Genomic DNA, 24,947 nt, shown 5'->3' with positions numbered 1-24,947 from the left:
GTCAGTGGAGCATAATATCCAAGAGTACGCAATCATAATGGAACGTTTCTATCGTCTCTATTTCTTCACTGAAAGTGAGTGCAAATTCACAGATTAATTTCTCCAAAAGATATTCTGCAATACTTTTTTGCTAATTCTGTCTCGTCTTCAATAATAAAGATTTTCATTTTGCTACTTTAGGGGTTCAATTTTGAAGAAATTTTGAATTTTACAATACCATTAATTCATTATAAAATTATTATAGAAAAAAGACAACCGATCCAGATATTAATTATACAAGCATACGTTATCTCCTTTTATATTTTGCTCCATAAAGGAAAAGAGGTTGCGTCCCTGCATAAAATATTGCTTATAAAAATAATACAGATATGCGTACATATCTGTATTATATTATAAAGATTCAAGATCAATCTTAATAACTATTTCAACACCACGAGCAGGTTGTTGAATTTATTTTAGTAATTAAGAGATAAGCCTACGCCCCATCCCATATCACTATCATAATGTGTACGAATGCCAACATTTTTATTGATAATATATTTTAGTTCTGTCATATATTCCATATCGGTGTTGACCATAAAAGCTGCTCTCAATCTTTTTGTAATCGGAATATCTTCACGCATTAAAGAAAGACGTACAATTCCATCGTGATAGACTTCTGCCTGAAAGTTCACTAACATTGGCAAAGTGTACATAAAACCTAAACTAATGGCTCTACGTGTATCTTTTTCATTTTTCTGTCCAAATAAATTGGTTTCGTGTTCATCCATACCCATTTTACGGTAGCGCCAGTCGAAACCGATGAATGGCATAAACCATTGCATTTTACCAATATATCTTCCTAAATGAGTTTCTATCTCATAGCCGTGCATATCATTATAACCTAAACGCCATTCTGTACCTAAGCTCCATCTTGAGTTCTGAAGCATTGCATCACCATCATTCCCATTGCTCGCAAAATCATTTTGTGCCATAAAATGAGGCATATTGCTTTCTCTTTGCAACATATTATATGCTTGTTTCTTGTCAGGCAAATTTGGATTTTGATAATCGTCAACCGCAAATACCCTGTTCATTCCTGACATCATATGATAAAGGATGTGACAGTGGAAAAACCAATCTCCTTCTTCGTTTGCTAAAAACTCAATAGTGTCAGTTTCCATTGGCATTATATCTAAAACATTTTTAAGGGGAGATTTTTCACCTTTGCCATTAATAACTCTAAAATCAAAGCCGTGCAAGTGCATCGGGTGTCGCATCATTGAGTTATTATGAATGGTAATTCGTAGAATTTCTCCTTTTTTTACAGGTATTTTATCAACTTCTGAAAGTATTTTATTATCCATACTCCACACATAACGGTTCATATTTCCTGTAAGGGTAAATTTCAATTCTTTTACTGGAGCATCTTTAGGAAGTTCCGTATTGGAAGGAGATTGTAACATTGCATAATTTAGCGTTTTGATTTCTCCCAAAGCATTTGCATTGTAACGATTGGGATCATTATCCATATTCATATTGTGCTGACTATGGTCTTCTTTTGGTTTAGCATCTCCAGTAATCTCAGGATACATTACCACATTCATATCCATTTGGTTCAGGCTCATTTTCATTCCCATATCGTCCAAATCCCCATTCATTTTCATCATATCGTTCATCATTTTCATTCCCTCAAAATATTTCAATCTTGGGAGCGGCGATATTAACTGCTTGATACCATTGCCTACAAAATAGCTAGCCGATTGTGTTCGGTCTTCGGTTGTGGCTAAAAATTCATAAGCAACACCATCTTCAGGAATTGTGACAACAATATCGTACGTTTCGGACACTGCAATAATTAATCTATCGACCTCTACTGGTTCTACATCATTACCATCATTGGCTACTACAGTAATTTTACCTCCGGCGTACCGCAACCAAAAGTAAGAAGATGCCCCCCCATTTGATATTCGCAACCGCACTTTATCGCCTGCTTTCAGTGTTTTGCCATCAACTGTTTTTAAGTCGGTAGCATTATTTCCGTTGATTAATATTTTATCGTAATACACATCGCTAACATCCATTGCCAACATACGTTTCCATTCGTTAGTTACTTTTGTTTTGAAATGACCTTCTCTGATAGCTTCTGCGTAAGATTGTGTAGCATTTTTTTTGATAGCCGCCCAATCATTGGCGTTATGTAACATCCGATTAATGTTATTGGGATTGAGGTTTGTCCACTCGCTTAAAATGATGGGTACAGTAGGCAAATCATCTATTCCTTCTCTAAAAGTTTTATCATCCTCACGCTTTTTCATTACAAAACTACCATACATACCAATCTGCTCCTGCAAACCAGAATGTGAGTGATACCAGTGCGTGCCATGTTGGATAATCGGAAAACGATAGGTATAAGTATCGCCCGCCTTAATTGGTTTTTGTGTAAGCCAAGGCACACCATCCTCTTTATTGGGTAAAAAAACACCATGCCAATGCAGTGATGTACTTTCTTTTAATTGATTATGTACGACAATTTCGGCTGTATCGCCTTCTGTAAAAGTGAGTGCAGGCATAGGTATTTGACCATTTACGGCAATAGCTCTCTTTTCTTTACCTGCGTAGTTTACTAGTGTATCTGTTACATATAATTCGTATCGAACTGTTTTTGGAGATTTTGTGTTTACAATTCTTTTTACGGGTTGAGGCTTTTCTTTTGGATTTCATACCACACTTTGGGCAGTTGCCTGGTTTTGTGGCGTGGATTTCGGGATGCATCGAGCAAGTATAAGTTGCCTGTTGAACCTGTTCTTTTTTACTCATATCCATACCTTTCATATCCTGTGATTGTGCAAAGGTGTACGTTGCAACGATGAATATTATTAATGTTATCTTTTTCATTTTATTTTTTTACTTTTAAAAAACTTGCATTGATTGCAACTACGACTGTGCTAACCGTCATTAAAACCGCACCTGCGGCTGGGCTTAACAATATGCCTTGCTTGTACAAAACACCTGCTGCCAAAGGCAATGCGATTACATTGTAACCCGTAGCCCAAATTAAATTCTGTATCATTTTACGATAGGTGGCTTTGCCAAATAAAATAAGATTTACAACATCCTTAGGGTTACTGTTCACTAAAACAATACCTGCGGTTTCGGCTGCAATATCACTACCGCTGCCAACTGCTATACCAACATCTGCAATTGCCAGTGCTGGTGAATCGTTTACGCCATCACCTGTCATAGCTACGAATTCGCCATTGCTTTGCAGGTCTTTTATCTTTTCTAATTTTTGATGTGGTAATACTTCGGCAATAAAACTATCCATACCCAAAATATCGCTTACACTTTTTGCTACTTTGTTATTATCACCGGTAAGTAAAATAGATTTGATATTATTTTCTTTCAAGGTCTTTATTGCTTCGGCAGCTTCAGGACGAATTTCATCTGACAAAGCAATATAACCTGATAACTCATTATTTACGATTACGAACACAACCGTTTCTGTATCGTTGGCATTAAAGCCTTCGGGAATTGCTAAATTATTTTCTTTTAAATATCCCGGACTGACTATCAATATTTTTTCGCCTTCAACCGTTGCTTCAACTCCTTTGCCTGTTATGGCATTAAAGTTTTCCGTTTCAGGAATGGTGATCGATAGTTCTTTTGCTTTTTGCAAAATGCCTGTTGCAATAGGATGTTCTGATTTTTGTTCTAATGCAGACGCAAGGCGAATGATTTCATTTTCATTGAACTCTTTTTGCAGCGATACAATTTTTGACACTTCAAATCTTCCTACAGTTAATGTTCCTGTCTTGTCAAAAACGATAGTGGTTATTTTTCTTGAATTTTCAAACGCTGTACGATTTTTAATAAGTAAACCATTCTTAGCTGATAATGCTGTTGATTTTGCAACAACCAATGGTACTGCCAAACCCAAAGCATGAGGGCAGCAAATAACAATTACGGTTACCATCCTTTCCATTGCAAAAGCCAATGATTGCCCTGTAAGATACCAATATAAAAATGTGGCAATGCCCGTAACCAATGCTATAATGGTAAGCCATCTTGCTGCTTTGTCTGCTAATAGTTGCGTTTGTGATTTTGATTTTTGTGCATCGTCCACCAATTTAATAACCTGTGATAAGTAAGAGTCTTTTGTGGCATGGGAAACGGTAACTTTTATAGAACCGTTGCCATTGATTGCACCTGCAATTACTTTATCGCCTTTTACTTTTTGTACTGGTTTGCTTTCACCTGTAAGCATACTTTCGTTCAGATAGCTTTCGCCTTCTAATATTATTCCATCGGCTGCCACTTTTTCGCCTGGTTTTACTAAAATAATGTCGTTCTCTTTTAGTGTATCGGTTTTTACATCATGCACCATGTTAGGCATTACCATGTGTGCATCGGCTGGCATTAACTGCACCAATAATTCTAATTCTTTTGATGCACCTGCAACAGATTTCATTTCTATCCAATGCCCCAAAAGCATGATTAGTATAAGGGTTGCCAATTCCCAAAAGAAATCCATGCCCTGTAACCCAAACACAATTGCAACGCTGTAGATGTAAGCAACTGTTATGGCGAAGCCGATTAAAAACATCATGCCGGGGTTCTTTGCTTTTACTTCGTCAACCAATCCTTTTAAAAATGGAAAGCCTCCATAAAAAAACACAACGGTTGACAATGCAAAGAGTATGTATTGCGAACCTGCAAACTGCCAATCAACTTTCATAAAATGTTGTATCATGGTTGACAGCATCATGATTGGAATGGTTAGGACAAGCACTACATAAAACCGCTTTTTAAAATCGGCAATCATCATGGCATGGTGGTTATGTCCTGCCATGCCCATTGCTGGGTTTGCTCCATGCTGCATATTGCTCATTTTATGCCCTGCATGGGTTTCTTTATTTTCTGTATGTTGATGTTCCATATAAATAATTTCATTTGCAACAATCCTTTTTATGAATAAAGATTGCTTTAAAAATGCTGATTAATATTTGTTTAATTTTTCGCATTGTATTTAATTTTCTGTTGAAAGGCTGTCTGCTGTTTTGTTCATCCAATCCACGATCAATTTTTTTTGCTCCATTGAAAGCTGTGCATTTCTGTGCATTATTTTATAAGAAGCTAAAGGCATTTGTTCGTCTTTAATTTGGTTTGCTATTCCTTTCAATTTACTTATTTGCCTTCGACTACTAATACTGCCAAACTCACTAAAGTTTAATTTTTCTTTGCCATTATCAATATGCTTCTTCATCAGCCACGCAATTGGTTGAATGTTGGAATACCAAACATTATTGGTATTGTTGCTATGACAATCGTAACAGGCATTTTTTAAGATGTTTTGCACATTTGGCGGAACTGTATAAACTTTCGAAAAATCGGTTGTGTAAACCTGCCCTTTATCTACATTAAGGGCAGGTTGATAAAATTGTATTGCAATAAAAATAAACAGCACTATTGCTAACATTATCTTTAATACTCTCTTCATTTAGAACGCTTTCTTTACAGAGCCACAAGTAAGCATCTTGCTACCGTAATAAGGATTTTTTATTGTCTTAGCTTCGCTAATCCAAACAGCACCTTTACCATCATTATACATTGGGCAGAAGTCCTGATAAACTTTTTGAGTGGTGCCAAACAATACGATAAGGTCTGAAACATCTTTACTCAACATTGCTAAATGCTCTCTTTGGTGGTCTATCTTTCCCGCGTTGTCACCAATATGCTCAGCATTTTCTTTTGCACTCTCCGCAATGTCCATAAACTCTTTATGCTTGTTTGCGGCTATTGATTTCATATCTACATTGTTTATAGTTGTAAATAATTGCTTCCCTGCGTTAGCAGCTACTTTGTCATTATCTGCAACGAGTGCATTTTTTAAAACCAGATAATCTTTTACAATTGGTTCAATAGAGAAGATTTGTGTCTGCTCTTTTGAAGCAGACTTTTCCACCTTTTGAGATAGTGTATCTCTTGGAGTAACGGCAGGCGTTGTATCATTTTGTGTTGCTGTTGACAAATCTTGGGTTCTAGTTATGGCTGTGCTATCATCAGCCTGCTGGTCGCCATTTTTATTGGAAGATTGCTTGCAGGAAATTGTTGCCGCTGCAACTGTTACTAATGTAATGATTGAGAAAATTATATTTTTCATTTTAATGCTATTTAATGTTATTAAAGAAATTTTGTTGTTTACTTGTTTTCAAATTCTTTCAGCTTTCGCTTCATGAATTCGATTTCTTTTGCTTGGGTTTCCAATATGTTCTTTTGGAGCTCAATTAATTCGGGGTCGGTAAGCTTAGCTTTTTCAGACATTAATACTGCGGCTGCGTGATGCGGTATCATTCCTTTTACAAATTCCTTATCGCCCACATTTAATTGCTCTCTAATGCCAAACCATGAAAAGATACCAATCGCAAGAGAAACCACAATGACTGCCCAATTGATCTTTTTGTTTTGATACATTCCTTTCATCATCCATAATTCAATAATCAGCATTGCTGAAACCATCAGCAGCGTCATATATAAATTGTTGATGTTCGGGATAAGGTTCTGTAAGCCATCAATCATAGCATACATAATAAAATACATAGCTATAAACATTGCAACAGCCATTAAAGCAAAACGTTTGTACATTGCTAAAGAGTGGGCAGAATTATTTTTTTCGCTCTTTTGGGTATGTTGCATACCGTGTTGATTTTTCATACTGTCCATAACAATTGTTTTTTATTTGTTATTTAACAGTTTCCTGTACACTGCCACAAGTGAGCATTTGAGAACCGTAATATGGATTTTTAATAGCTTCTTCTTTGCTTAGCCAATTTGCTCCTTTACCATTATCGTACATTGGGCAATGTTGATAATAAACAGGTGTTTCTTGTTTTGAAACCTTGGCTAATTCGTACATATTAATAGCCAGTAAAGCGAAAAATTCTCTTTGTTTGGTAACATCTTTTGCTGCAGCAATTTTTTCTGCATTAGTAGTTAAATCTTTCATTACTTTCATCCAGACGGTATGTTCTTCATTGGAAAGTTTTGTCATTTCTATAGCTTTTATTGCCTTTATTAATTCAGCAGCTTTTGCAGAAGAAGTGCCTGCATCAGTTTTTACCAAGGCATCTTTCACTGAAAAATAGTTATCGAAAATAGCTTTCAGTTGTGGTTCATTTTGGGTAGTTGCCATATCTGTGGCTGGCATTTCTTTGGTGTTGTGGTTAGCGTGATCAGCTTTCATATCCATACCTGCATCTTTAGATGTGGCAATTGGCTTTAGTTCCCTGTCATACTGGCAACAACCTGATAACTTTGCATAAACATCATCAGGTGCTAAAAATTTCTCATTGTCGTACCCTGCTAAAGCAATACGTTTGAGAATCTCATCCTGATTTGTTTTTTTACTATCGTAGTCGATTGTAGCCATCTTGGTATCTTTATTCCAATTTACTGTGGCTACATTTTTTACATTTCCTGCTTTCTCGATTGTGGTTTTACACATTTCACAGTTGCCATATATTTTCACTGTTTCTGTTTTTGCATTTTTAATTTGGGCAAAACTGTTTACGGCTGATAGTAATACGGTGATTACCATCAATATTTTTGATATTGACTTCATTTTGAATTTTTTAAATTATTAAGGGATATAGAGTTTTACGAAAACTAATATTAGCTTTCGACAAGACATAACTGTGGCATACAAGCCATCTTTTTAACCTATTTTAGGCGGTTGCCAAAAGGAATGGAAGCCCGAAGAATAATAGGCTTGTTTGAAACCGAATTTTTGCGTTTTAATTTCTGCAAACTGGTTTTCTATTTTTATATCTATTAGTACAGGTAAACTTAATGAAGATGAAGAAGTGCTACATTTGCAAGAACTGTGTTTACAATTACCGTTGCAGTCGTGACCATCTTTGCATTTTTTACAGGACTTGTCCTTGCAACTGATTTGATGTTCTGCTTTTGAAGATTGATCTTTAGAGCAACTTTTTTGTTCTGTATTAGCTGTTTTTTTTGCACAGGCATAACTTATGCTTGGAATTAGAAAAAAGCCCAAACATAGTAAGATAATAAAGCTGATATGTTTACTAAAAATTTTCAACACTACAAAATTATGAATAATTATTTAAATTGCTATATTTTATTCTATTTAAGTCGTAATCTAACAGCGGAGGCGGAATATTTAATTTAGGTGATCCTTTTCAGCCCATCTAACAATTTACTATGTCTTTTTAATTATAATCTGCTTGGACTCGTAACTTGATATACACTATGTCTTACAAAATACTTTAGAAATATTATAAGATCTCATTTACCTTTTTCTGATTACAGTTGATAGATCTTTCAAATTTGCATCTTCAATTTCGTTTATTGTTACACCGAAAGAATTTTTAGTTTTAAAATCATTAGTAGAATTAGCCTTTATTAAAACACTAAAAAGAGTTCTATTCTCATCTTCTCTTTCCCTCACGTAATCCCTTTTTTCATTCGCTTTAAGCATTTGAGCCTTTTCTATTTTATACAACGTCACTAAATTCTCCTTCATTTCCGGAAGTTCTGCCAGCTTTTTATCCAATTCTGCAATTTTATCTTCAGTACTTTTGGTTTGATGTTCAATTTGAGAAACATCGATTCCTTTCTGAGCTAGATTTTCAATAACTTCCTGTACTTGAGTTTTATGAAGGTCAATTGTTTTTTGATATGATGGTAATTGGGTTGCCCAATATTCAGAATTGCCATCGCCATTTTTTGAATAGCCTTCAATTCTATTATATGAATGCTCAGCTTTGGTTACTAACTCCTGAACTTTCAAAACATCTTCGTATTTTCTCAAGACAAAAGCACTATCTGCGAGATGCTTATTTTTCTCACTTTCAATCCTTTTTTTCATTAATTCGATTTCAATGTCGGCTCTGGTTTCGGGATTGGTAATGATGGACGTTTTAAGTTCTTGTGTACTGATGTCCGAAATATCCAAAACATCGGCTCCTTTTTTCATCGCCTCCAAATATCTTGCTTGCTTCGATTGCAGTTTTTGAAGCATAAAAACATCAATACTATCATTGGTCAACATAAAATTGATTCTCACATTCTCGTTTTTATTTCCTTGCCTCCACGCTCGTCCTTCGACCTGTCGCAAAGACGTGAAATTGTACGGTAACGTTAGCATATAAATATCTGTCGTGTTTTCCTGAAGGTTCATTCCTTCCTGAATGGCCTCACTTCCGATAACCACTTTAATTTTTCCTTCATTAAAATCATTTTGAATAGCAATTCTTTGATTTTTATTGTTAGCTCCGGTAATAATGCCGATTTCTTCGGGTTTGTAACCAATTTCTGTAATGAGATATTCTTTTAATTTCGAAAATTGAGCAACCGCCAATTCAGAATAAATAATTTGTCCCGATTCCGGAATGTCTTTTTTGTTTTGCCTAATTAAATCCATCGTCTGTTTCAGCTTCGGAGAATTTTCTATAAATTCTTTTACAGAAGGCTCTTCATCATCATAATATGTTGATAAATATGGCGAAATTGCAATCAGTCGGGCATTGAGAATATGAGTAAGAATTGCCCCCTTTTCAGTTTCGCTGAAATTTTCATTGAGCAAGTCATATTGTTCTTTTGTCAGATCATTCTGCTCAATTTTATACTCTTTGTTGATTTTGTTGGGACGAATCAATTCAGGATTGTCTTCTTCTCCTTTTATATCAATGAATTCCGAAAGTAATTGTTGAAACAGCGAATTGTTTTTAAATCTCCGTACATTGGCTTTAAACTTCACATCACCTTTTGCATCAATTTCCATATCATTATCCGCTTCCATAAAGGTCTCGAAGAATGTATTCACATTGAAATATCCCGATTCTTCTAATCTTTTATTTGCTATTAAAGAAAGAATGGAATAATATTCCAAAGGCTTGTTGGTAAAAGGCGTTGCGGAAAGCAAGGTTACATTTCTTCCGTCATTTTTGTCTTGAATGTATTGCGCAGCCATCCAGGTATTAATTCCCAATTTGGAGGTCTGTTGGTTTTGACTTCTAAAATCGGAAGCAAATCTTCGGTCTTCAATTTTTACTTTTCCTACAATGTGATTGGCGTTGTGAACTTCGTCGTAAGTCAAATGGTCGAATCCAAAATCTTCCCAATCATATATTTTTCCACGCTTCATTTTTCCCTCAATCTCCTTTTCTTTCTGCAAATCAATTTGAATATCTCTCTCGGTATTGGTAACACCTTTCATTTCGCTTGTAGAGATGTAGCTGAATTTTGACGAAAGTTCTTGGGTTATTTCTGATGAAAACCCGATATTATTGAAGCCCTCATAAGTAACGATGGTAATTTCTCCGTCTTTATTATCAAATTTTGAGAGATCATAATCTTTCCCCAAATTCCCTAAAACATTGACTTTCGCATTGGGAATCGTTTCAAAAATCGTTTCCACCCATTGTTTCAAAATACTGTCATTCGGAACTACGATGATTGGTCTTTTAGCATTTCCCCTTTCCATTGCTTCGTGCATAGAAAGGGTTCCAGATAATGTTTTGCCAAAACCCACTTCGTGCGCTAAGAGCCCTACTCCTTTTGTGGTCTGTCTTCCGATCCCTGCCTTCTGGACTTCGGTCAAACGCAATTCCTGACCTTTGAAATGCAGATAGATTCTGGAAAATAATGGGAATTTAGAATAATCCGGAACGTAGATGTTATTGTAATTTCTGTTGAATTCTTTTACAAAACGATTTCTTATATCATCCGAAAGTTCCTCCCGGACAAATTTGTAAAACAAATCTTTCGCCGCAGCTTTTCGTCTTTCTCTAACTAACGCATTTCTCTCCTTATCGCTTCCTGTAACTGTTTCGTTATCTACAAAGCTTCGCACTTCCCAAGCTGAAGAACCTGCAAAGGCTTCACTTGACAAGGTGCCTACAAAATCTTTAAATTTTTCCGCAAGATTGTAATCTACAATGACCGATTCGGTACGTTTTGTAATATGATTGTATTGATCTTTTTCTGTTTGACCTAACTCAAATTTGTGTACGAACTCGTGATTCGGACTGATATAAATCTCATCTAACGATTTCGCTTTTGGTAGAACATTTTCTAATAATGCTTTTTGTTTTTCGTATTGGTTTTCTGTTCCTCCAACTGCATTTTTATCAGAAAAATCCCGCTCCAACTGTTCAAGTTTTGCGTAAATAGTTCCTTCGGTGTAATAAAAATCGTGAACCCACTTTCCATCAATGTAGTTCGCAAATTGATAATGCTTTCCACGATTATTTAATGTGCCGTCATAAGACGTATCTCTGAATGCTTCAATCTGTTCTTTGGTAATTTCAGAACTGTTTTGTAATGAAGTATTGACAATTTTATCCTGTTTGGAGAATTGATATTTTAAAACACCTTTTTTGAGTTCAGGTTTTGACTGAATTTTATACTCATTCTGATTTTTTGTATTGTGAATAGAAATTATCCTATCACTTTTTTCAACCAATTCTTTTAATTTTTCATCAGAAAACGAAGTCGACTTTGTGATTAGATCTTCGCGCAGTTTTTGATACTTGCTAATTTCAGTCGTAATTGCGGGAGATTTAAACTTGATGTCATTAAGTTTGGAAAGCACCTGGTCAATTTTTTCTTTAGCTTCTGTTACATTTACTTCATTTTCATTTTGGTTTTCAATCCTCGCGGAATCGTCGATTATTGCATTTCCTTTGGGTACAAGAACTGTATGTTCTTCCTCTAAAAACAAATCTTCAAACAGATTTCCGATCCGCTGGGTTTCTTTCCTGTTTTTAAAATGTTCAATCTTAAATAAAGCTTCATCTAAATTACCGTGAATATATTTTTCTAATCGACCAAAACGGTTAGTTTTCTCTTGGGTTTCTCCCAAAATTCTTGTTGGATTATTTTCAAAATAATTGGAAATATCCTTTGAAATATTTTTATTATTTTTTCTTAGAATGATAATATCGGTTCCGATCTGTGTTCCTGCAAAAGCTCCGTTGGGCAAACGAAAACCTTCCAAAATATTGGCGTTTTGCAATTTTTTTTGCCTGCTCAGCCAAGATGATGGCAGTACCATCGCTAAAACGCCGTCTGATTTTAAAGAATCCAAAGACCGCTTAACGAAGTAATCTTCGTATTTAGGAATTTTGTGTTCTTCTCCCAATCCTTTGTAAAGTCCCCGATGTTCACCATAGGGAGGATTACCAATGACCAAATCATATCTTTCTGAAAAATCTTTTGAGTCTTTTTTATTACCTCTGTCATCAATAAATTCAGTTTCAAACGAACGAAGATTGATGTCAGCGTCGGGATGCAGAATCTTTGCAATTTTTGCGGTGATGTCGTTGATTTCAAATCCTGTAATTTTAGAATTTACAGATAATTCGTGAGTAGCATAAATGAAATTTCCTGTTCCGACACTGGGTTCTAAAACCGAAATTTCTTTTTGAGTTTTGAAATGGTCTTTTATTAAATTACGAACCGAATCTACAATTTTATCCTGCGTATAATATTCATCTAAAATCCCTCGTCCTTCTTTTGCGGTTCCTCCACTTTGGAATTGGTTGCAGATTTCTTTTAAATCATCAGTGATGTTAAGATTTTCCTTTAAAAAGATTTTGTGGTCGTCAGAAATAAAACAAGCTGCGGAAACCACTTCTGCAACTTGTTCATTATTCAGTTTTTGCCCTTTATATTTTGAAATAAGAGCATCTAACTCTACATTATTTGTTGAATTCTCACTTACCTCGGAAAGTCCTCCATCGGTTCTTCTTCTATCGGATACAGTTCTCCCGGGTACGATTCCGCCCACGGAACGTCCTTGAGTCTCTCCAACATTATTCTGTTGTGAGTCGTCATAGGATCCTCTTCCTCTGTCCCGGTTTCCCAAATTGCTCCGCTCTGTGCCTGCAAGTCCATTTCCAGCATTGTTGCTGCCCACTGCTTGTCCGCTTCCGTAACTTCCGTTTTGCTCGGATTGGATTTTAGGGCTAAGTTCTCCAGTGTTGTGTTCAGGTGTTCCGTTTCCCACTTGCTGAGAATCGGATATTCTTCCGGATTCAATTGCATTGCTTTCATTTTCAGAAATTTTTGGTTCAACTAAATTAGTATTTTTATCTTGAAGATTAAGTTTACTCTCTAAATATTCGGTCAGGTCTTGATTCCCATTTTCAGAAATTTCATACAACGGACGAACGTCTTTGATATTTTTGCCATTAAATTCTGTAAGAATTTTCCTAGTTATTGCATTTCCTGTTCTGTCCCCGCTCAGACATAGAAACATTTTGCCATCATAATTCTGGTATCTATTGAGGAACTTTTTGCTATTTGAACCTGAATTAAGGGTTATCAGTGTTCTATTATTGACTTTCTTGTTCAATTGAAGAAGCTCCAAGAATGAAAGCATATCCTTACTGTTTGTGAAAACAATAAGTTCCTTTTTATTTCCTTCAACTACAGAAATGTCATCATTTATCTCATTAAAAAAATCTTCATCTTTCACCTTTTTCTGTTTTTTATGAAGTGGTTAAATTCAAAAATTTCTTTGGCTTGGTTGTCCCAACTCTTTCTCGATATTAATTGGAGTGTTACAAATATGTCCGTCTTTTTATTGTAAGAATCAATCCTTTCAAGCCTTCCGTTGTAGTCTTTTTCCGCATGTTTGTAAATAGAGTACGGTAAAATCGTATCCGTTGGATAAATATAAAACCGGGTGTACATCCAAGGTGAGTTGATCTCAAATCGTTTGTATTTTTTCTTAAATAAAACCGTATCACTCAGATTTTTTCTGTTTCTGTAATTGGGGATTTTTTCCTGAGAAAACAATGTCCCTCCTTTTTTCTTTTCAACCGTAAGGGGCTTTTGTTTCTTTATGATGTCTGACAGGATAATTTTGCCGGGATTTTCATTTTCAATGGTATAGCACAATGAATCTTTAATGAAATAAATTTGTTGGGTTATTTCGGGAGCATCAACATCCGGAATCCTTTCTATAATAGAGTCTCCGGAATAATTAAGGCTTGACAAATGAAAACTCTGGATTTTGTCCAGGTTTTTGGAAGCATCGAAATAGACATTCGAAACAACATCAATTCCGCCTTTGTCCGATTTAATTTTTTTGTGACAAGAATTGATCACAAAAAGAAAAAACAGGATGGGTAATACTAAAAGCTTTTTCATAGAAATAGGGTTTAAAAAAGCGGCAGCCTAATTAATTTGACTTACCGCTAGGAAATAAATGATTGGTTGTACGTCTTATCTATCGTTTAATACTTTGTTCTTTCACGTTATTTTTTTCGTGCTTGTTGTCTTGTTCCAAACCTTCTAAAGGCTTGTTGGTATTGATTCTGTTCATATCGGAATCATACAGATTCAGATTTTTGTATTGCGGATTCAGTACCGCTTTGCCTTCTACCACTTTATCGTCCAATTCAAATTTTACCTTGACGATATTTCCTTTTTCCAAAGATTTTATGGTACTTTCCTTCCATTCTGGCTTATCGAATATCAGTTTGGATTTTTCTACGATCTGAGCCGTATCAACACCATAATTTTTGTAAAAATTCTGGAAATTATAATTTCCTTTTTCAGTTTTGGGCTCGTTAAAATTCAGTTTGGCAAATGCTGGTTCTATTTTTTCTGTTTTCGGATTGTGAAATTCTATTTTAACTGTGCGTCCTTCTAAAAGGTTTATAGCTTCTTTAGCTGTAAATGTATTTACCCTGTTAACCGAAAAATTATGGGATAAAATATCTCCATTTTCTTTCGTGAGTTTAGCATTGTAAAAATTCATAAAAACGCTCCCATTTTCGATTTTATTAAATTTTAATGTAAATTCAACTTCATTTCCGGGCATCGTTTTGTCGGAACTGGTCTTAATTTCGAACTCTTTTTCGGGAGCATTAATCCCATTCTCCAAATCTTTGTGCAGTTGTTCTCCTTCTCCGAAACCAAGATATTTTAACTGAAATTTCGGATACTGAGATGGTTCATATTCGTTTTTTGTTTCCATAATGTTTGGGTTTTGATTGTTAAATTTTATATCATTCATTGTTAATATTCTGTGTCTTGAAAAAACATTTTCATCCAGATAATTTTTTAGAATTTCACCGTTATCCAATAATTCGTAGGATTCCCCATATAGCTGTTTTTCCAATAGGCCGAAAGCCAATTCGTATTTGTCATTTTTTGACAACGTATGACCATCAATAACATTTGGGATTGTGTCCATTTGTGCCTTTGTAAGAGAATAATCTCCATCTGTTGTTCCGAATTCCATTTTTTCTGAATAAGCTTTTCTTTGGTTCGCTGTGATCTGCAAGTTCTCCAGTATGAATTCGTTTTCTTTCATAAAGATCCTGTAATTGAGAATATCATTTTTTTCCTCTTCGGAAAGTTTCGGATAAAGATTATTTTGCACCGCTTTTGCTTTTAAGTCGTTTTCGACATAGCTTTTGAATTCGTTCAAACTTTTTGGAGCATCATAAAAATCTCTCATACCTGTCCATTCTTTGCTGCCATACGGTAATCTATATTCCTGCGTTTGCAGATCATAGCTGTAATACCTATGACCGCTTGGACTCTTCAGCGAGCCACTTCCATCATCGTAATCGTTCCAGGTCCAGCCGTCCGGAAGGTCAGATGCAGGGGTTAAATTTTCTTCAAAGTCTTCTTCTGAAAATAGGTCATCAAATCCAAGACTATTTTCTTCCCAGTCAAAGCTTAATGTGCTTTCTATTTGATCTTTAGTCTTTTCAATAGAGGTATTTATTTCGATGGTTGATCTATCTGTTTCCATTTCATATTTTCGGAAATGATCGGCTTGCCGTTCATCAATTTCTGAAGTTGTCATTCCTAAACTTAAGTCTGTCCTTAACTCCAATTCATTTGCCCAAGAATCTGAAAGATATATTTGCTTTGCCGCTTCATTACCAATAGGCACTTCTGTAAAAGCATGGTTATCTTGTATGATTAAGATTCTACCATCGATTTTCTGTTTATCCATAAAGCGTACTACTTCAGCTAAACTTTTAAAATTAATTTTCACGGAAGTATCAGTATCCGCATTGAAGATTGTATTTACAGTGTAGGCAGAACCTTGAACTATTTGATTTGCCGTGGATTTATAAATCTGCATAAACTTTTTCTCCCGATCAGAAAACTTCCTTTCTCCATCCCTGAAAAATTGTTCAGGCGGAGTAGTTTTCATTTCACGAACAAAATCTTTATAAGCCGTTGTTCTCGGAATTACAAGCTTCTCAAACCAAGATAATTTATCTTCCATTTTTTAGTTTTAAATTTACCTTCTAAATCTTCGTGACTTTTCTACTTCCTCTTCTTGTTCTTTGTTTTCCTCTCTCATTCTATTGGCGTCTTGATAGACATCGGGGTCATTTACATTTAGCCGAATGTCAGATTTATTCTGCTCCTGTGATTGATGCTGCTTTTTAGAAATTCCATCAACTGTTCCTATCTCTTTGGAAACGATATTCAGATCCTTAGCGATTTCTTTTGCCATTTCTGGGAACTGGTCAATTTTATCCTGTAGAAAAGATTTCAGTTTCATAAGTTCATTTTTGTAGAGGTTGGTTTCTGCTACATCTCTTTTATCTGCAATAATTGCAGTTAATTCTCTTGTGTTTTTAATGAGATCAAACTCAACCACCTTATTGGTTTCTTTGTCGAAAATGAAAGCCTTTTTTTCATAAATCAATTCTTTTTCTGATTTTGAAAGGTCTTGAATATTGGAATATTCAATATTGGCTTTACTGTTTTTGAGAATCTCATCAATACTTTTATCTCGTTCTAAAAAGATGACCTTCAGTTTGGTATTATTATCCGTAAGCTGAAAGGTCGCCCTATTCTTGTCGTTGTCTGCAACGATGGTATATCCCTTCAAAAATTTCTGAATATCATCCGCATTTAGCTTTGTAGAGAATGATAAATCTTCATTGATTATTCCGTATTTTTTTAGTTCTTCTGTGGGTAAGGTTGTGTTATTCATTGTATGTTGCTATTAAATTGTTAACTTTTATGAGGTCGTTTAAAAAATGAGAAGGATTGATATTTTGCCCAAATTCCTTTACCGAAAAATGTAAATGAGGTCCTGTGGAATTTCCGGAATTGCCACTTTTCCCAATGATAAAACCAGCTTTTACTTTTTCGCCTATCCGATAATAGATCTCTGATAAGTGCATATAGGTTGTTTCAAAACGGTTGAAATGTTTTACTTTGATGAAATTTCCACCGCCTTTAGAATCCCAACCGGTTGCCGTAACAATTCCATCTATTACGGAATAGACATTTTCATAGTTGGCTTTAAGGTCGATCCCGTTGTGCATTTTTTTGCTTCCGAAAATGGGATGCGTTCTGGTTCCGTACGATGATGTTACTGTCAATTTATTTTTAAGTGGCATTACAATTTTTGAAAAATATTCTGTTGGTTCATCTACAAAATCATAGGTCGTAACTGCAGCCTGCTTCTTTGATGTTTCTCTATGATCTTCAAGCTGATTTTGTGTGAGCTGCGTTAAAGAAGTTTTGAGTTTTTCAATGTCATTTATCCCTTCATCCTTTACACTTCCATATTCTTTAATGAGTATTTTCAGGGAATCAATTTGATTTTTCAGATCTGATTTTGTGATGATGTTTAAAACCTCTTTCCACGTTTTTTTATTCTTTTTCTGGTTTACCGGTTCGTCAATGTTAGTTTTATCTGATACTTTTGGATTTTCAGATTTTTTCGGTAATGTTGGTATAATCGTATTGAATTGCGCAGATGATAAGCTACTGTAAAACAGCACCACCAAAGTCAATGTATATTTTAGTTTTTTCATTTTATGCAGCTTTTATATTTTCATTCACAATCAATTCCACTTCTTTATTGATTTTTCTAAAGTTGGTCATCAGCACTTCTTCTTTGCGGTTATTTCCTTTTTTATCTACAAAAGAGTAATACGATGGTATTTTCACATAGTTGCTTTCTTCCTCTTGAATAGCTTTCAAATCCAAATTTATCTTACCGTTGACTGCGGACGTTTTATATTCTTCACCATCGTTTTCTTCTCCCTGTGCAATCATTCCAACCATTTCTCCTGTTTTCAGAGCCGCAATTTTTCCTGCAGGAATCATATGATCCATTTTTTCATTGATACTTGTGGTCGTCCCTTGTTGTGAAATGGATTGTGAATATAATTTCTGTTTAATTTTCCCAAATAGTTTTTCCAACCAATCGAGTGTGTTTTTGTCTCTGGCGGATCCGGAAAGAATATTTCCAACAATAGCAGAAATCGTATCAGCAACTTCTTTTTTGTAGAACTGTCTGAGCTGCGGAATTTCCTGAAGTCCAAGCATTACAGCAACTCTGTTGCTTCTTGCAGTGGCTACGATGTTATCAATTTTATGAATATAAATCGTCGGAAATTCGTCTGCGATAATTCCTCCCGGTAAATTGTGTTTGGAATTGATCAATCTTAAAGTCCTGTTTAATACCGAAGAATACAATGCAGAATTAATATCCTGTGTTCCCGGGTCTGAAGCCAGAATAATAATGGAAGGATTATCTCTGTCGGTTATCTTCAATTCCACTTCATCTCCGGAAAACACCCAAAAGCTTTCTTTAGTAGCCAATCTTGAAAGGAAAATTTTGAGTGTTCCGACCTGTCCTTCCAATTGGTCAAAAGCTTTGTTGTCATAAGCCGTCTTGAAGGGTGAAAGCAGAGAGAAAATTTCTTCATTGGTAAAAAGTGTATCGAAAATTTCTTTGTAGCTTCTATTCATAAAAGAAAGAATATGAGGCAGATCAGAATATTTTCCGTTTTCGAATGTTGCAAAAAAATAAATGCAGGATGAAAGAAAATTGATGGCAGATTGCGTAAAAAATGCTTCAGAACCACCTCCTGAACTCGAACCTCCTTTTTGTAAAGAGGACACCATTGATTCTGCCATTTCCTGCGCTTCTGCCAAAGTTTGAATGTACTTTTTATGAAACGGATTAACTCGTTTTGATTTTTCAACCTCATTCAGATTAATGACGTGGAAATTGTAATCGTAATCCGATTCTTTGCTTTTTTTCAACAAATAATGGTAGTACGCAATCTGTGCTAGATCGGGAAACTTAAAATCGTAGATGCAGAGACAAAAACCTTTTGCGATCATCTGTCTTATGGCAGGATTGATGACTCCGAAAGATTTTCCGCTGCCTGGTGTTCCGATGACCATTGTTCCTCTAAAAGGATTGATGTTCATCCAGCCTTTATTGCTTTTGTTTTTGTAACGGAACAAGTATGGGATGTTAATTGTGACGTCCGATGTTACCAATTCCTGATTTTGGTCGAAAGATTCTTCTTCAACATTCCATCGGTCTTTTCCCATTTTTTGCTGCATCAGTTTTGAAATACTGTCTGCACCCATTTGAAGAATAACTGCCCCTAAAAAAGAAAGAACAGCATAAATTACCTGATAGAGATTGAAGCCAGGAAATACTTTTGGAAGCTTCCCATTGCCTGCCTCATTTTGCCAAACCAATGAAGAGAAAATAATCAGCAATCCCAAAATCATAGGAACGACAATTTCCTTAGCAACATTAAGGTCTTTCTTTTTCTTGGCTTTTGTTCCGACAGCTACCAATCCAATAAGAATCAATGTCGCAAATTTGGCATTGATAGGTGGGTAGATAAAGCTCAGCTTTGAAAAATTTTTCAGCAAGTTGGACACTACCGGAACATCAGCATTAAGGTAAAAAAGCGAAGCACAATCGAGTGCAACCACAGCGTACACTGCTTTTTGTAGAAAGCCATAGATCTTTATTTGATGTTGTTGCTCTTGCATTAAGAATAATTTTCGAAATATTGATTCAGTAATTTGTGTTCTTCCAGTAAATTTTCGTGTAGCTCCTGTTGCCGTTCCTGCAAATTTTTATGATGTTCCTGTATTTTAACAAGTTTGGCATTCAACAGATTCAATTTATTAATGAAGTCATTTCCTCTTTTTTCGACGTTCTTAATAATGTATGAGCAGCTTGCCTCTTCAATATTTTTCAACACATTATCTTTAAACTCACTGAAATGCTTTTCCAATTTATAGATTTCAAGTTCCCTTTCTAGTTTTCTATTTTTTTGTTTTTCAAAAATTATATCTAAAACCACTAGCACAAGCATTGTAAGTAATAATGCGATATAAATATTTTTCACATTGTCAATTAAGTATTCCATAATAAAAAAATTAAAAGGTATCGGCTTTTAGAATTTCAGAATAGTTGACCTTCATTTCGATGGTTCTTCCGGAGAGTTGCTCTTCAATGAGGCGAATCATCATCACTTTACTGTTGGGGTAGGTGAATTTTTTGAAAACATAAATATTTCTGAAATTTTTTCTGAAGTGTTTTTGGGGATTGAGTTGTAAAATGGGCGTCAGATCTACACTTTGGTTGTTTGTTGCTTTATGGATTTTTTTGTCTTCTAATGAGAATTTTAAATCTTCAATATCATAGCTCAGATTAGAATTATTCTTGATGGTCATATCTAAAAAGATGTAATCACTTATCACATAGACATTGTTGAGTTGAAAGCTGAGTTTTAGATTTTTCTCTTCTCTGATTGGATTTTTCTCAGATTTTTTTTGAATAATATCCATCGCAAATTTTCTCAGTTCAAGATTAGAGAACACCATTTTATCAAATTCTACAGGCTGCATCGCTTCGGGCTGTATATGAATATTGGTAATCGTATTGAGGTTATCCTGATTTCGATAAACAACTTTGTATTGTGCAATGAAAGATTGTGCGACAACGGTAATGATCCCAATAGTATTTCCATTAAAAAAAACGGAAGGTATATTGATTTTTCCTTTCTCGTCAGAATCAGGATGATCTGTGATCTTTATCCTGGCAATGTTTGTAGCAGGCAAATCTCCAGTCAGTTTTTCTGTTGACAAATCCACGTACTGAATGGGTTCCGGCGAAATGATATGCAGGTTGATACCTTCGGTAATTTCAATCTCAGGTAAATCGGAAACAATCTGTTCTTTGGTTGCAGTTTGAGCCGTGAAAAATTGAGCTATGAATATTAAAAGGGTGTATAATAAAGTTCTCATTGTTTTATTTTTTTTGTTGGTTTTGTGAATCTTTCAATTGTTTTTCGTCGATCAAAAAGACATATGAGTTGTATTTCAGTTTTGCTTTATTTTCTTTGATCAGATTGGCGATAGATTTGGAGGTTGATGTGAACAGGCTGCTTCCGATGCTTGAGAAAAATCCTTTTCCGCCCATATCCATCTGTGTTCCTTGAACTGAGTTGCTACCCATTTCCCTCATCATATCTCTAAAAACACTTTGTGGAACGTACAATCCTTTCATCCCATCTACATCGTAAATTGATAAATTAACAGGATAGATTTCTCCTTTTGTGAATACAGAAACAATATTAAGATTGACCCGTTGCATCGAAAATCCTGAGATTTGTCCGTATAAAATAGAACCTTTGCTTATTTTTTTGTTCCCAACAAAGATGTCTTCCAATAATCGGAACCTAATCCTGCTTCCAAGAAAGCCTTTGTTGTTTTCGTCAATGACTGCTTTGATAAAGCTGTTATCTTTTTCTTTATAGAAAGCATTGAATTCACTGTTGATTCCGGATTTGCTCACATTGAATGTAAATTCCAGTGATATTGACCACCCAATTTCAATTCAAAGTGACCAGGTAATTTAGGTTTAAATTGACCACCCTTAATTTTGATAAAAACTCTTGTTTTTCATGTGTCAATTAGTATTCAAATATAATAAATAATTACTCCCTGTTAACTCCTCTCTTTTTTCTCATAGATTCCCCTTGGAGTTCCAGGCGGTGAGACTGATGGATAAGTCTGTCCAGAATAGCATCGGCAATGGTCTTTTCACCAATAATGTCATACCAGCCCTGCACCGGGATCTGCGATGTTACAATGATGGATCCGTTGTTGTGACGGTCTTCTATGATCTCCAGAAGGGTTATCCTGTTGGCACTGTCCAAAGCCTGAAGACCAAAATCATCAAGGATGATCACATCCTGTCTTTGTATTTTTGCAAGTTCGCGCAGGTATGACCCGTCTGCTTTTGCCATTTTTAGTTTGGCAAACAGCTTGGAAGTATTAAAATAATTGACCTTGAAGCCTTCGATACAGGCCTGATAGCCCAATGTGGTTCCCAGGTAACTTTTACCCACGCCTGTACTTCCTGTGATCAGGATGTTTTCATTTTTTTCTACGAACTCACATCCTGCAAGACGCATTACCAGATTACGGTCGAGATTGCGGGTGTCATCGAAGTTGACACTTTCAATACTGGACTTGTAATGGAACTTAGCATTTTTAATGCTTCGCTCTATGCGCCTGTTGTGCCTCTCATCCCATTCGGCATCGATGAGCATCGATACAAACTGGTCGAGGGTATAATGGTCTGTCCTTCCGCTTTCAATAGCGGTCTTAAAGGCATTGTGCATGCCGTAAAGCTTCATTTGCTTCATTTTGCTCACTGTCGGTTCGTTCATAACTGTTGGTATTTAATGATAATATTGTTTTCCTCTGATGTTGCCGTGATCAGGCAGTTCCTGCTCCTTTTCTTCTTTTTCCGGATCGATCATCTGATCCAGATTGTTCTCCAATATCTTCTGTACGGTCTTAAAGCTGTAGATCTTAAAATCCAATGCCCGTTTACAGGCATTTATCAATCGCTCTCTTCCTACTTTTTTTTCGAAGTTCAGGATTCCCAGGCAGCTTTTGTAGGCCTGCTCGGGATGATTCCGACTGTCGATAATTTGGAGGATATATTCTCCCACTGCAGTATCAATACTGTTTGCCCAATCGATAAAGCGGGCAGCACTCCATCCGGCCACGAACTGGTGGGTGCTGGCTAAATGTTCTGTAATGGTCGTGTAGACATAAGGCTTGTAATTGCGTCTGTGCATCGCGATCCTGTTGTATTTATAGTAGATCTCCACGGTGGAAGATGTGTATAGGATCTTGATCTTCTTCTTGATATACTGGTACGGAACACTGTAGTAGTTCTTATCCCGGCTCAACTGTACGTGCCCGTTCTGCATCACGGTTGCAAAGGATTGGTACCTGATCTCAAAACGACGCTCAGGCAGTGGGCGCAGCTGCTGCTTCTCGTCCTCTAAGAACAGCTCATACCGGGAGTAAGGACGTCCTGTGAGCTTGCGTTTGTTATGAGAGTCCAACAGATCCCAGATCTCACTATTTAGTTCATCCAGGCCGCAGGATCCCTGTTGAAGGTTGGCGTAGATCCTTCTGTACAGGATCTTTACCGCTCCCTCTACCAAGGATTTATCCCTCGGTTTGTAAGCCCTGGCAGGCAAGATGGTCGTTTCATAATGTTCAGCCAGATCGGCCAGGGTCTCATTGATGGTGGGTTCAAAACGGCTGCTTTTGATCACTGCGGATTTTAAATTATCAGGAACGATCGCTGCCGGTGTACCTTCAAAAAAGCGGATGGCATTTTCTACAGATCGTACAAAATCTTCCTTCTGCTGGCTCATAGAAGCTTCAGCATACGTGTACTGGCTTGCTCCCAGAATAGCTACAAAAAACTGAACTTCTTTAAGCTCCCCGCTTTCCTTATCAATAATGGAGAGTGTTTTTCCTGCATAATCGACATACATCTTATCACCGGATTTGTGATTCATATGCATCACCGGGTTCACACGCTTGCCCCAGATCTTGTAATGATGCCGGAACTGTGAACTCTGAAAACCATCAGGATGCAGTACAAGATATTGCTCCCACATATGATGGATAGTGATCCCTACCTTTTTGAGCTCACGTTCCATCTTGGGAAAAAAATCGTACAGGGACTGTAGTTTGGGGCTAATGGACTCCGCGGCGGTATTGGAAAACAAAAGTTCCAGCTCGGCGTCTGTCTTGGCATTGATCGCATCAGGGCTCAAGCCCAGGATCTCATATAATGAGATGTATTTTTTAACGGTATTTCTGGAAAGCGATAAATAGCTGCTTATAAATAACTTGCTCTTTCCATTGCTGTAGAATTTTATGACTTTTCTAATTTTACTCATGTCTGTTATTTTATTTGCCATAATCCGCTTTTTTTAACGAATGTATGACGCTAACATCATGAAAAAATCAAGTCGTTTTTATCTCAAATATAGCCCAGATAACAGGTGGTCATTTTGGACCGGAAAGTGGTGGTCACTTTGCTCCGAAATCAGTGGTCAATTTACTCCGAAATTAGGTGGTCAATTTGACCGTCTTTTCCAGCTATAAATAGATTGCTGTAATTCCAATCGTCGGCAAAAATACAAAACTTAAGGTATTTTCTCTTTCCGCAAAATGAAATATGAGTTTTTGAAAATATTCAGTAATTAACTTTAATGAATACCCTAAAAAAGAGCGCAGATACTTATTAACATAGAAATTAACACTAATCTGAAATAATGATGTCTTTGTATACTTTTTCTTTTCATTACCAATATAAATTCAAATTTTCACAAAATTAAGTATTGGATAAATAGATTCAAAAAAAAGCTTTATGATATTTTATCACCTAAAATCAAATTTTCTAAATATTTTTTTAGTATCAATGGATGACAATGTTGTTCATCTTTTGCACCATAGACCAATGTGATGAGATCTTGTTTTTTATTTCGATCTAGAAATTCTTTTCCAGCATCTTTTTCTTTGAGCTCGATTTCGTATTTTTCTGAAAAGCTCTTCCAAAGTTTTGGATCGTGATGAAACCACTTTCGAAGTTCAGAAGAAGGAGCAAGCTCTTTATTCCATTCTTCTATATGGGCATTTTCTCTAGAAATTCCTCGAGGCCATAACCTATCAACTAATACGCGGTATCCATCTGTGGGAGAATAAGCTTCATAGATTCTTTTAAGTTTTATTTTCATTCATTGTATTATTAATGTTAGATAGATTCTAAAAATATCATCAAATTTCTTTCTTGAGAA

General features: G+C 35.8%; 20 protein-coding genes. All 20 read right to left on the bottom strand.

The window, feature by feature from the left end:
- Positions 1–455: 455 nt before the first annotated feature.
- The 20 genes from FDY99_RS16005 to FDY99_RS15915 all read right to left on the bottom strand — a co-directional run bounded on the left by FDY99_RS16005 (position 456) and on the right by FDY99_RS15915 (position 24,887).
- On the bottom strand, positions 456–2,666 hold the full coding sequence (locus FDY99_RS16005; RefSeq protein ID WP_139422785.1) for a multicopper oxidase family protein: 2,211 nt from the start codon (positions 2,664–2,666) through the stop codon (positions 456–458).
- Positions 2,590–2,754: a heavy metal-binding domain-containing protein gene (locus tag FDY99_RS23400; protein WP_228448949.1), complete on the bottom strand. Its 165-nt coding sequence runs from the start codon at positions 2,752–2,754 to the stop codon at positions 2,590–2,592. Before FDY99_RS23400 ends, FDY99_RS16005 begins: the two co-directional genes overlap by 77 nt.
- A 124-nt stretch (positions 2,755–2,878) precedes the next feature.
- On the bottom strand, positions 2,879–4,918 hold the full coding sequence (locus FDY99_RS16000; protein WP_139422784.1) for a copper-translocating P-type ATPase: 2,040 nt from the start codon (positions 4,916–4,918) through the stop codon (positions 2,879–2,881).
- 90 nt (positions 4,919–5,008) lie between these two features.
- Entirely contained in the window at positions 5,009–5,479 is a 471-nt protein-coding gene (locus tag FDY99_RS15995; protein WP_115621437.1) for a heme-binding domain-containing protein, read from the bottom strand.
- Positions 5,480–6,142, bottom strand: coding sequence for a DUF3347 domain-containing protein (locus FDY99_RS15990; protein ID WP_115621436.1), 663 nt, complete (start codon positions 6,140–6,142; stop codon positions 5,480–5,482). It abuts the gene before it with no gap.
- Between the two features lie 38 nt (positions 6,143–6,180).
- Positions 6,181–6,702: a DUF305 domain-containing protein gene (locus FDY99_RS15985; protein WP_139422782.1), complete on the bottom strand. Its 522-nt coding sequence runs from the start codon at positions 6,700–6,702 to the stop codon at positions 6,181–6,183.
- Between the two features lie 19 nt (positions 6,703–6,721).
- Positions 6,722–7,600 (bottom strand): DUF3347 domain-containing protein, encoded by an 879-nt coding sequence (locus tag FDY99_RS15980; RefSeq protein ID WP_115621434.1) that lies wholly within the window; start codon positions 7,598–7,600, stop codon positions 6,722–6,724.
- A gap of 224 nt (positions 7,601–7,824) precedes the next feature.
- Positions 7,825–8,007 carry a hypothetical protein gene (locus tag FDY99_RS15975; protein ID WP_115621433.1) on the bottom strand — a complete coding sequence of 61 codons (183 nt, stop codon included), beginning with the start codon at positions 8,005–8,007 and terminating at the stop codon, positions 7,825–7,827.
- A gap of 286 nt (positions 8,008–8,293) precedes the next feature.
- Positions 8,294–13,486: an Eco57I restriction-modification methylase domain-containing protein gene (locus tag FDY99_RS15970; protein ID WP_228448816.1), complete on the bottom strand. Its 5,193-nt coding sequence runs from the start codon at positions 13,484–13,486 to the stop codon at positions 8,294–8,296.
- Positions 13,483–14,163 (bottom strand): hypothetical protein, encoded by a 681-nt coding sequence (locus tag FDY99_RS15965; protein WP_139422781.1) that lies wholly within the window; start codon positions 14,161–14,163, stop codon positions 13,483–13,485. Before FDY99_RS15965 ends, FDY99_RS15970 begins: the two co-directional genes overlap by 4 nt.
- A gap of 79 nt (positions 14,164–14,242) precedes the next feature.
- On the bottom strand, positions 14,243–16,267 hold the full coding sequence (locus FDY99_RS15960; protein WP_139422779.1) for a hypothetical protein: 2,025 nt from the start codon (positions 16,265–16,267) through the stop codon (positions 14,243–14,245).
- Between the two features lie 15 nt (positions 16,268–16,282).
- Positions 16,283–16,987, bottom strand: a complete 705-nt coding sequence (locus FDY99_RS15955) for a hypothetical protein (protein WP_139422777.1) — start codon at positions 16,985–16,987, stop codon at positions 16,283–16,285.
- Positions 16,980–17,819: a M23 family metallopeptidase gene (locus FDY99_RS15950; RefSeq protein WP_139422775.1), complete on the bottom strand. Its 840-nt coding sequence runs from the start codon at positions 17,817–17,819 to the stop codon at positions 16,980–16,982. The genes FDY99_RS15955 and FDY99_RS15950 overlap by 8 nt, the downstream gene beginning before the upstream one ends.
- A 1-nt stretch (position 17,820) precedes the next feature.
- The gene (locus FDY99_RS15945) at positions 17,821–19,812 is read right to left on the bottom strand and encodes a type IV secretion system DNA-binding domain-containing protein (protein ID WP_139422773.1); all 1,992 of its coding nucleotides are present in this window, start codon (positions 19,810–19,812) and stop codon (positions 17,821–17,823) included.
- Complete coding sequence (locus tag FDY99_RS15940) at positions 19,812–20,195, bottom strand: hypothetical protein (RefSeq protein ID WP_139422771.1); 384 nt, start codon at positions 20,193–20,195, stop codon at positions 19,812–19,814. The genes FDY99_RS15945 and FDY99_RS15940 overlap by 1 nt, the downstream gene beginning before the upstream one ends.
- 10 nt (positions 20,196–20,205) lie before the next feature.
- On the bottom strand, positions 20,206–21,075 hold the full coding sequence (locus tag FDY99_RS15935; RefSeq protein WP_139422770.1) for a DUF4138 domain-containing protein: 870 nt from the start codon (positions 21,073–21,075) through the stop codon (positions 20,206–20,208).
- 4 nt (positions 21,076–21,079) lie between these two features.
- A complete protein-coding gene (gene traM, locus FDY99_RS15930; RefSeq protein ID WP_394344544.1) occupies positions 21,080–21,625 on the bottom strand; it encodes a conjugative transposon protein TraM in 546 nt (181 codons plus the stop codon).
- Between the two features lie 142 nt (positions 21,626–21,767).
- Positions 21,768–22,505 (bottom strand): IS21-like element helper ATPase IstB, encoded by a 738-nt coding sequence (gene istB / locus FDY99_RS15925; protein ID WP_139422768.1) that lies wholly within the window; start codon positions 22,503–22,505, stop codon positions 21,768–21,770.
- A 12-nt stretch (positions 22,506–22,517) separates the two neighbouring features.
- Complete coding sequence (istA, locus tag FDY99_RS15920; protein WP_139422765.1) at positions 22,518–24,068, bottom strand: IS21 family transposase; 1,551 nt, start codon at positions 24,066–24,068, stop codon at positions 22,518–22,520.
- A gap of 450 nt (positions 24,069–24,518) precedes the next feature.
- Complete coding sequence (locus FDY99_RS15915) at positions 24,519–24,887, bottom strand: DUF488 domain-containing protein (protein ID WP_139422764.1); 369 nt, start codon at positions 24,885–24,887, stop codon at positions 24,519–24,521.
- Between the last annotated feature and the right edge of the window lie 60 nt (positions 24,888–24,947).

Source organism: Chryseobacterium mulctrae (genome assembly GCF_006175945.1).
Lineage (GTDB): Bacteria > Bacteroidota > Bacteroidia > Flavobacteriales > Weeksellaceae > Chryseobacterium > Chryseobacterium mulctrae.
This window is presented reverse-complemented; position numbering and strand designations above follow the sequence as displayed.